Raw genomic sequence first — 271 nt, 5'->3', positions numbered from 1 at the left:
GGCGAGAAGAACGGCGTGTTCAGCGTCAGCACTGGCAGTGGCCAGTCCCTGGTGCTGGGCGACCAGTCCAACAGCATTTCGGCAGTGCCGAGCAAAAGCGACCCGACCCAGTACACCATCCAGCTCAATGCCGGTGGCAGTACCGCCATCGACCTGGGCAATGTGCTCAGCGGTGGCAGCATCGGCGGCCTGTTGCGTTACCGCAGCGATGTGCTGACGCCCACCATCAACGACCTGGGGCGTATCGCGCTGGCCACCGCTGACACCGTCA

1 protein-coding gene is annotated in these 271 nt (G+C 64.2%); it reads left to right on the top strand.

Annotated features, from left to right (window positions below; all coding sequences use genetic code 11):
- Positions 1–271: FlgK family flagellar hook-associated protein (locus tag AC0608_RS13725; protein WP_478289462.1), on the top strand; the 271-nt coding region annotated here is incomplete at both ends.

The organism is Flavobacterium sp. GNP008 (assembly GCF_056428965.1).
This window is presented reverse-complemented; position numbering and strand designations above follow the sequence as displayed.